This is a genomic window from Sediminimonas qiaohouensis DSM 21189, assembly GCF_000423645.1.
Taxonomy (GTDB): domain Bacteria; phylum Pseudomonadota; class Alphaproteobacteria; order Rhodobacterales; family Rhodobacteraceae; genus Sediminimonas; species Sediminimonas qiaohouensis.
On the sequence record NZ_AUIJ01000046.1, the window covers coordinates 1 to 8,685 of the forward strand.

Here is an 8,685-nt window from a genome sequence, read left to right on the forward strand (position 1 = left end):
CTCACCCGCGCTCCGGAGCTGGCCATCGGCGACGGCGCTCTCGGGTTCTGGGCGGCGTTGCGCGAGGTCTTCGGCAGCACGCGCGAGCAACGCTGCTGGGTCCACAAGACCGGCAATGTCCTCAACGCGATGCCGAAATCCGTGCAGCCCAAGGCCAAGGGGCACCTGCACGACATCTGGCAGGCCGAGACCAAGGCTGACGCCGACGCCGCCTTCGACTTCTTCGTCGAGACCTATGGTGTGAAATACGACAAGGCGGTCGCCAAGCTGGTCAAGGACCGCGAAGTGCTGCTCAGTTTTTACGACTTCCCGGCCGAGCACTCTCATGATCGCAGTCAATGGTTTTGTCACGCCGAGCCGACCGGCCCAATCGCCGGAGGCGTTATCTTATAGATGTGCAAGGCTGGGGGTGGAACTGAGACGACGGTTGAGCATACTCTCATGCGCGGGTTGGATACCGCATGACCGTGGTTGCGTCCTGGAGCTGCCTCTTTCTGGAAACGAGCGTCAGCCTTTCAAGGACTGGCTCACAATGCTTCCCAAGGATTCTCCACCGTGTTCCACCCCCAGGTTTGCACATCAGTTGAACGGGGTGTTGCGTTTGTGATGAATGAGCGTCAGGCGGGAGTGACTTCCTGCGCAATCGCCCAGATGAAGCCGACCATCTCCCGTGCAATTGCGGTGTTTGCCACCACTGTCGGTTTGCCGCAAGCCACCAGGTGCTTGTAGCGTCGGCACATTCGCGTCTGGCCTTTCCAGCCGATGTCGCGCACGGCTTGCGGGAGGCCCTCCATCCGGTCTACCTGCTTGCGACCGACACGGGGTTGCATCCTGTAGCTCCAGGCGCCTTCAATCAACACGCGGCGCGCCAGGCTGCTGCCAACTTTCGTTATGCCGCCACGCCTGACCGTGTTGCCACTGGAATGTTCGGTGGGGGTTAGACCGAGATAGGCCATAAGTTGGCGAGGCGTTGCGAACCTGCGGAAGTCTCCAACTTCTGCCACCACGGTGACCGCGACAATGAAGGCAACACCGCGCATGGCCTGTATCGCCTCAACAATGGGGGCGAGGCTCCAATCCGGGAGCAGCTCAGCAATCTGCGCCTCAAGCCGCGCGACGCGCGCTTCGGCGTCGGTCACGGCGTGAATGTAATCCTGGAAAACGATCTGTTGGGCGCAGTGGTCAAACCGGTTTGTCGACAACCAACGCCGATAGGCCTTGGTCCAACTCTTCTTGCCGGGATAATGGCGGCCATGTCTGAGCAAAAAGCTCTGAAGATGTTGGCGGGCCTGGTTTGCGGCGCGAACAGCCGTGGCGCGTGCGCGAACCAGGTCACGCATCGCTTCATGCTCGACGTCCGGAACCCAGACAGATGTCAATTCGCTGGCGCGATGCAATTTGGCAAGCATGCGCGCATCACGGCGATCTGTCTTCACACGGTCGCCCGCTTTCACAGGAATGAGCGAGGGGGCGATAACCATGCAATCATGCCCAAGCTCGACAAGTTGATGGTAAAGGCCATAGCCACAGGGGCCGGCCTCGTAGCAGAAATACAGTTGATGCCCTTTGGCGGCCAGTTGCTCCGCAAGCTTGCGGACACGATCCGGTCGATTGGGCAGCTTGCTCCAGTATCGCACTTCTCCTCCGCGCTCGCCATCAGCAACAGCCACGGATATTGTCGCTTTGTGGACGTCCAGCCCAATAAACATGCTATCCTTCATTGGTCTCTCCTCCATTCTTGAGGCTCTGCGCCAGAACAACTGGCATAACCCTCGCTGCAGAATGCCGTAGGAGAGGCCACCCGGTCCAATTGGCGTTGAATGCGGTCATAAGGTCTGGAAGCACATCCGGACCTCGAACCCGATCGAGAGCACCTTCGCCACCGTGCGCCACCGCACCGGCAAAACCAAGGGCTGCCTCAGCCGGAAAACCGGTCTCGCCATGGCCTTCAGGCTGATGATGTCAGCCCAGGCGAAATGGCGGAAACTCGACGGCGCAAACCGCCTGCCCGAACTCGTCCAGGGGATTGCCTTCAAGGACGGCATCAAGCAACTTCCAACCGCCGCCTGATCACGCCGTCACCAACTTTCGGGCATAGCTCCACCATCGAACGGCAATAGTCCTGTGCATTGGAATGGTAGGTGTTCTCGGTCAGGGAACCATCATTAGCAATGTTGCCCGAAAACAGTGTGCCGGTCACCGTCTCCCAGGATGCAATGCACACGATGAAATGGCCGGGCTTGTGGATCACCTCGAAATGCCGGTCACCAAGGTCGATCACGTCACCATTCTCGCCGCAGTCGCAGTCGGTCTGAGCCCTACCCGATGGTCATGACCGTTTCGGGCGCCTTGGGAGTCTCCATGGCCTTCATGATGCCGGTCGCGACACCCCCGAACGCCATCGTGTTCTCACATGAGGGGATGAAACTGCTCGTCGTCGGAATGGCAAATGTGAGTTTTCTTCACGATTGTTCAACCAACGCCCGGTCCGTTGCCTCTCGGCATTGCCGATCACCTTCATGGCTTTGACGAAGGCTATGCCACAAACGCATTTGGCGTTGCGGTGAGGCATGGGTGGCCCGGGAATACCATCCCGACCCCGTATCAGAAGGCCATTCATCTTGCCGCGCATGAATTCGTGGCTCGCGTCGCGCAAAACGTCGTCGAACGCCCGTAAAACCGCCTATCCGAGATTGCGGCGCACCGGCTTTCGGGGCGGACGACTGGGGCGGCATGGCCGCAGGCCCCTGCGGGCTTACTCCGAAAAAACTGCCCCATGATGTGGTATTTATTCCCTTTCTGGGATGCCGAGGTATATCCTCTCGGCATCCCAGAAAGGGAATCATCCGATGCACAATACAGAAGAACACCAAAAGAGCGTGACCTTCCGTGCGCCGACCTCGGAAGACGGATCAGATGTATGGGATCTGATCCGAAGCAGCGGTCCGCTGGACGAGAACTCCATATACTGCAATCTCGTGCAATGTGAGCATTTTGCCGACACCTGCGTGATTGCTGAACTCGACGGCGAGATCGTCGGCTGGATCTCGGCCTTCATCCCGCCGGACGAAGCGGACACGCTGTTCGTCTGGCAGGTCGCCGTCGGCGAAGCGGCGCGCGGCCGCGGCGTCGCCAAGAAGATGCTGGCGGAATTGTTCGCGCGCCCTGCCTGCGCCGACGTGACCCAGCTCAAGACCACGATCACCGCCGACAACGCGGCAAGCTGGGCGCTGTTCAACAGCTTCGCCGAGAACATGGACGCCGAACTGGAACGTGAACCGCATTACGAGCGCGACGCACATTTCGGCGGCAAGCACGCGACGGAATACATGGTCACCATCGGCGAGTTCGCCCAAGACGAGTCCGCCGCTTCAGAAGAAGAAGCAACCCATGCAAACTGAGATCTTCGAGCGGCGCGAGTCGCAGGTGCGCAGCTACTGCCGCAGCTTTCCGGTGGTGTTTGAGCGCGCCGAAGGCAGCCACATGTTCGACACCGACGGGCGCAAATACATCGACTTCCTCGCCGGCTGCTCGACACTAAACTACGGGCACAACGACCCCGACATGCGCGAGGCGCTGATCGAGCATATCTCGAACGGCGGGATCGCCCATGGCCTCGACATGTATACCACGCAGAAGGCGCGTTTTCTCGAAGACTTCGAGACGCTCATCCTCAAGCCGCGCGGCATGGACTACAAGGTGATGATGACCGGCCCCACCGGCACCAACGCCGTCGAAGCGGCGATGAAGCTCGCGCGCAAGGTCACTGGTCGGCGCAATGTCGTGTCCTTCACCAACGGCTTCCACGGCGTGACCATGGGCGCGCTATCGCTGACCGGCAATGCGGGCAAGCGCGCGGGCGCGGGCGGCGGACCACTTTGCGGCGCCACGCACATGCCCTTCGACCGCGCGCTCGGTGATGAGGTGGATACGCTGCGCCATCTTGAGACCATGTTCGAGAACTCCTCCTCCGGCCTCGACGCGCCGGCCGCGTTCATCTTCGAGCCGGTACAGGGCGAAGGTGGCCTGAACGCCGCCTCGTCTGAATGGATGCAGGGTGTGGCGCGTCTGGCCAATAAGCTCGGAGCCCTACTGATCGTGGACGACATTCAGTCCGGTTGCGGGCGCACCGGCACCTATTTCGCCTTCGAGGAGGCCGGGATAGACCCCGATATGGTCACGCAGGCGAAATCGCTTTCGGGCTTTGGCTTGCCATTCGCCACGCTGCTGTTGAAACCCGAGTACGACATCTGGAAACCAGCCGAGCACAACGGCACTTTCCGTGGCAACACGCATGCCTTCGTCACTGCCCGCGTGGCGCTGGAGAAGTTTTGGAAAGACGACGCCTTCGCCGCCGAGGTTCGCCGCAAGGGCGCGCATCTGCACGAGCGCCTGTCGCGGATCGCGGCCACAGTACCTAGGGCGGAATTGCGCGGCCGCGGCATGATGCAGGGCATCAATTTCGGCTCCGGCGAAATGGCCGGCAGCATCTGCGCTGCCGCTTTCGAACGCGGTCTGATCATCGAGACGTCGGGCGCCGACGACGAGGTGGTGAAGTTCCTCGGTCCGCTCACCACACCCGACGCGGTTCTTGACGAGGGGCTCGACATTCTAGAGGCCGCCGTGCGGGATGGTGCTTCCAAAACCCACAATGCGGCGGAGTGACCGGATGTTCAAAGTGCGCGCCCATGACGAATGTACATAACGTCGAGAAGATCGGCGGCACCTCCATCAGCCGCGCCGACGAACTGATGGACACGCTGTTCCTTCAAGAGGCCGCTGGCGGGCCGTATGGACGAATTTCGTGGTCTCGGCCTTCGGTGGGGTCACCGACCTTCTGCTGGAGGACAAGAAATCGGGCGAGCCGGGCGTCTATGGACATTTTGCCTCGGCGGAATCCGATCTGAAATGGAGGGAAGCGCTCGACCGGGCGGCCTCGCGGATGGGCGAGGACCATGCGCGGCTGCTCGATCATCCGGGTGACCGGCAGGAGGCCGACGATTTCCTGAGGGAACGGATCGAGGGCGCGCGCTCCTGCCTGATCGACCTCCAACGCCTAACATCCTACGGGCATTTCAGGTTGGACGATCAGATGATGACGATCCGTGAACTTCTGTCGGGGCTGGGCGAAGCGCCATTCGGCGCGGGTCCTCACGCTGATGCTCAACCGCCGCGGCGTCAATGCCCGGGTGGTCGACCTGTCCTGCTGGCGGGACGACAGCCATCCCGATCTGGAGACGCGCCTGAAAGACGGCCTCGCGGGGATCGACTTCGGCACGGAGTTGCCCATCGTCACTGGCTACGCCCAGTGCCGCGAAGGGCTAATGCGCGCATACGACCGGGGTTCTTCCGAGGTGACCTTTGCCCGGATCGCGGCGTTGACCAGGGCGCACGAGGCGATCATTCACAAGGAATTCCACCTGTCGAGCGCGGACTCCAAGATCGTCGGCGCGGACAAGGTCATCAAGATCGACAGCACCGACTACGACGTGGCCGACCAACTGTCGCATCTCGGCATGGAAGCGATCCATCCCAGCGCCGCCAAGATCCTGCGGCAGGCGGGCGTTACCCTGCGTGTGGCCAATGCGTTCGAACCCGACGACGGCGGAACGCTGATCCTGTCCGAGGTCGAGGCCGCGCCCCGTGTCGAGATAATCACCGGGCTGACGGTGGCCGCGTTAGAAGTGCACGAGCCTGACATGGTCGGCGTGAAAGGCTACGATGCTGCGATCCACGACGCCCTGACGCGCAACGATGTCTGGATCATCTCCAAAGGGTCCAACGCCAACACGATCACGCATTACGTCGATCCGCAGCTCAAGACCCTGCGCCGGGTGGAGAGCGCGATCGAGAAGACCTATCCCGATGCCGAGATCGGCATTCGCAAGGTCGCCCTGATCAGCGCGGTGGGAAGGGGGTTACTCGGGCTCGACGTGCCCGCGCGCGGCCTGAAAGCACTTGCGGCGGCCGGGATCGAAGTGCTCGGGATCCACGCGCTTGCCCGGGCCGTGGATGTGCAGTTTCTCGTGCCGGAAGACCGGTTGAACGACGCGATCAAGGCGGTGCACGAGGCGCTGATCCCGGATCAGGACGTTTGACACCGTTCAAGGCAAAACCGGTCCCTTGGCAGAGCAGACCCACGCCAGTGGCGGCATTCAAATTTGGTGCTGCGCACTGACCATGTCTCTGGCGGGTATCATGGCCCACATGCTTGCAGGACCAACCCCGTGACGGATGAATAGACCGAGGCGGAGAGGGGCAGGATCGAACCGGCGGTCCGGGTCCCTTGCAATCGCTTGTGCAACGTCGAACCTACTGCTCATATGACCGATTATGCGTGTCGCTCTGACCCAACGCGCATCGGCAAAGTATCATGGCACGATATGGAGGGCGAGCGAGTAGGCAAGTTATGAAGTAATATCAATATGTTAAGTTTGCATACGGGGCATGCCGGGTGGGGTCGGAAACCGGCGCAGGTGCCGCCCATGATCCCCTCTATGCAAACAGTCAGCGTTATGAGCAGGCCCTGCGCGAGATTCAGACATTGGTAGAGGCTGGGGCGCTAAGTGCGGGGCGTGCTGCGATGGCCCGTGAACAGGCCTCTTCCAGCCTTCTGACCGCTTCAGTGGCGACCGACTGGGGAGTGCCAATAGTGGCGAAAATATCAATAAAATATGGGGTGATATGGACCACGCGGCGCACAAATCAGCTCTATGAAAATCAATGGGTTGTGATGGAGATGGACCACGGAAATTGATGATTATGTTGCCCCGTTATTGTGGAGCAGTCAGTTGCCACTTTGGACCGCATCACTTCTTCCTTATTCAATGGGTTGGGGCAATTCACGGCGTTGGGTTTAGCAGGAACAAACCAACACAGGCCATGGGGATGGCGTTACATCGGAGGAGCGTGCCAAGATCAAGGAACTCGAACGCGAGGTGCGGGCGCTACGTCAGGCTAATGAGATATTGAAGAAAGCATCGGCATATTTTGTCCAACCGATTCACTGGGTTTTTTCACCCTTGCCTTCAGCCCAGATATCCATTTCGCTTCTGTCTGGCGGTATCCGGTTCAAGTGTTGAGATTCACAATTGCGCTGCTTAGCCTCTCCTCGAAGGCGTGGCCCGTGGAGGAGCTTGTCCGCGCCCGAGCCAACATGGGAGGAAACAAAATGACTGAATTCGCGAAGCACAGCGCCCTTGCTGCCATTAGCGCAATTGGACTGGTCGCGGCAGGCACAGCCACAGCCCAAGAGGATCCGCTGAAGGTTGGGCTTCTACTCCCTTTCACCGGGCAATACGCTTGGGTAGGCGAGAACGTGCAGCCCGTCGCCCGGATGATCGCCGAAGAAGTCAATGGCGCGGGCGGGATTGGCGGCCGAGAGATCACCTTCGTGCAGGGTGATACTGAAGGTGTGGTCGATGCTGGCACCACCGCAGCGCAGAAGCTGATCAATGTGGACAACGTTATGGCGCTAGTGGGGCCAACCTCGCTATCGTTCTCGGGCTCAAAGAACCTGATCATCGACAACGGCGTACCAATGGTGACGCCAACGGCTGGCACCACCGAGCTCGATCGCGCTTGTCGGGACGTGTGCTTCCGCACCGTGCCCTCGGACGCATTGGGTGGGCGCGCCATTGCACGCGCTGCGACCGACGCGCAATACTTGGCCGACGCCGCCAGCGCCTGGGAAAACCCGGTTCTGATGGTCGCGCAGTCGCCGGCCATGGTTTCGTTCCTGGAACCGATCGAACGCAGCTTCGCCGATTACGACACCGACCTCGCCAAGGTAATTGAATTCACGCCCGGCAAGCCCTCTTACAGAGCCGAGGTGCAGGAGGCGTTGGGCGCCTCCCCGGACGGTATCGTCCTCGTCGCCGCGCCGGAGGACTCGGCGCGCGTGATGACCAACGCGTTCCAATCGGGCTATGACGGCGGCTGGTTCGTCACTCAGGACCAGACCAATGCCGACTATATAAACTTGGCAGGCGCGGAACTGGTGGAGGGCGTCTATGGGCTCGAGGAGGTTGCGTCCGAAGAGGGACAGGAGCTGAATCGTGCCTTCGAGGAGCGCTATCAGGACTACGCCGGCGAAGAGGTAAAGATCTTCGGCACCAACACCTATGACGCGATGAACGTCGTCGCGTTGGCAATGCTGAGCGATCACATGGATGATGGCGAGATTACCCGCGCATCGCTGGCCGAGCATGTCCGCGCCGTCTCCGATCCCGGTAAGGACAAAACCCGAGTGACAAGCTACACCGAGGGCAAGCAGGCGCTCGAAGCCGGAGAGAAGATCGACTACCGCGGGCTCGTCGGTCCGATCGACTTCGATGGCTGGGGCAATATTGCCGCCCCCTTCGGCATCCGCCAAGTACAGAGTGGTGCGTGGTCGACGGTGGCGGTAATCCCCGCCTCCGCGCTGGACTGAGCGACCGATCAGGCCCCGGGCGCGACGCGGCGCCGCCCCGGGGCAACCTAAAACCACAAGCGCCGAGGGGACGGACATACAGGCATGATTTTCGTGCAAACGCTGGTTTTCGGCCTTGCGCTTGGGGGCGTGATCGCCGTCAGTGCAGTCGGATTGACGCTGGCCTACGGGGTGACGCGCTTCATCAACTTCGCTTTCGGGGAGTTCCTGACCCTTGGCGCATTCTTCTGCTTGCTGCTCGCACAGGCAGGATT

Annotated in this window: 7 protein-coding genes and 5 pseudogenes; 9 read left to right on the plus strand and 3 right to left on the minus strand. The window is 60.8% G+C overall.

Annotated features, from left to right (window positions below):
* Positions 1–321, plus strand: a pseudogene (locus tag G568_RS19370) (transposase); the annotation flags it as partial.
* Positions 322–617: 296 nt separating this feature from the next.
* Here the strand turns inward: G568_RS19370 and G568_RS0117190 are convergent.
* Positions 618–1,721, minus strand: a complete 1,104-nt coding sequence (locus G568_RS0117190) for an IS110 family RNA-guided transposase (protein ID WP_026759012.1) — start codon at positions 1,719–1,721, stop codon at positions 618–620.
* Positions 1,722–1,836: 115 nt separating this feature from the next.
* Between G568_RS0117190 and G568_RS20080 the strand changes: the two are divergent.
* Positions 1,837–2,070, plus strand: a pseudogene (locus tag G568_RS20080) (IS256 family transposase); the annotation flags it as partial.
* On the opposite strand, the gene G568_RS0117200 reads toward G568_RS20080, so the two are convergent.
* Both G568_RS0117200 and G568_RS20750 read right to left on the minus strand, forming a co-directional pair.
* Complete coding sequence (locus tag G568_RS0117200; protein ID WP_026759131.1) at positions 2,045–2,281, minus strand: MBL fold metallo-hydrolase; 237 nt, start codon at positions 2,279–2,281, stop codon at positions 2,045–2,047. The pseudogene G568_RS20080 and the gene G568_RS0117200 sit on opposite strands and share 26 nt — an antisense overlap.
* 150 nt (positions 2,282–2,431) lie before the next feature.
* Positions 2,432–2,524: pseudogene (locus tag G568_RS20750) on the minus strand (IS6 family transposase); the annotation flags it as partial.
* Positions 2,525–2,849: 325 nt separating this feature from the next.
* Here G568_RS20750 and ectA point away from each other — a divergent pair.
* The 7 genes and pseudogenes from ectA to G568_RS19385 form a co-directional block, all read left to right on the plus strand.
* On the plus strand, positions 2,850–3,401 hold the full coding sequence (ectA, locus tag G568_RS0117215) for a diaminobutyrate acetyltransferase (RefSeq protein WP_026759133.1): 552 nt from the start codon (positions 2,850–2,852) through the stop codon (positions 3,399–3,401).
* Positions 3,391–4,665, plus strand: coding sequence for a diaminobutyrate--2-oxoglutarate transaminase (ectB, locus tag G568_RS0117220; RefSeq protein ID WP_026759134.1), 1,275 nt, complete (start codon positions 3,391–3,393; stop codon positions 4,663–4,665). Before ectA ends, ectB begins: the two co-directional genes overlap by 11 nt.
* 23 nt (positions 4,666–4,688) lie before the next feature.
* Positions 4,689–6,098: pseudogene (locus G568_RS19375) on the plus strand (aspartate kinase).
* 356 nt (positions 6,099–6,454) lie between these two features.
* A complete protein-coding gene (locus G568_RS20400) occupies positions 6,455–6,757 on the plus strand; it encodes a hypothetical protein (RefSeq protein WP_157084460.1) in 303 nt (100 codons plus the stop codon).
* Positions 6,758–6,875: 118 nt separating this feature from the next.
* A pseudogene (locus tag G568_RS20755) lies at positions 6,876–6,992 on the plus strand (transposase); the annotation flags it as partial.
* Positions 6,993–7,171: 179 nt separating this feature from the next.
* Positions 7,172–8,431 (plus strand): ABC transporter substrate-binding protein, encoded by a 1,260-nt coding sequence (locus tag G568_RS19380; RefSeq protein ID WP_169576973.1) that lies wholly within the window; start codon positions 7,172–7,174, stop codon positions 8,429–8,431.
* 84 nt (positions 8,432–8,515) lie between these two features.
* On the plus strand, positions 8,516–8,685 hold a 170-nt coding region (locus G568_RS19385), incomplete at its 3' end, for an ABC transporter permease subunit (RefSeq protein WP_037374466.1).

What these genes read in the sequence shown, in the direction of transcription:
- G568_RS0117190 (WP_026759012.1), bottom strand. Translation starts at nt 1,721, where the DNA reads ATGAAGGATAGCATGTTTATTGGGCTGGACGTCCACAAAGCGACAATA.
- ectA (WP_026759133.1), top strand. Translation starts at nt 2,850, where the DNA reads ATGCACAATACAGAAGAACACCAAAAGAGCGTGACCTTCCGTGCGCCG.
- ectB (WP_026759134.1), top strand. Translation starts at nt 3,391, where the DNA reads ATGCAAACTGAGATCTTCGAGCGGCGCGAGTCGCAGGTGCGCAGCTAC.
- G568_RS19380 (WP_169576973.1), top strand. Translation starts at nt 7,172, where the DNA reads ATGACTGAATTCGCGAAGCACAGCGCCCTTGCTGCCATTAGCGCAATT.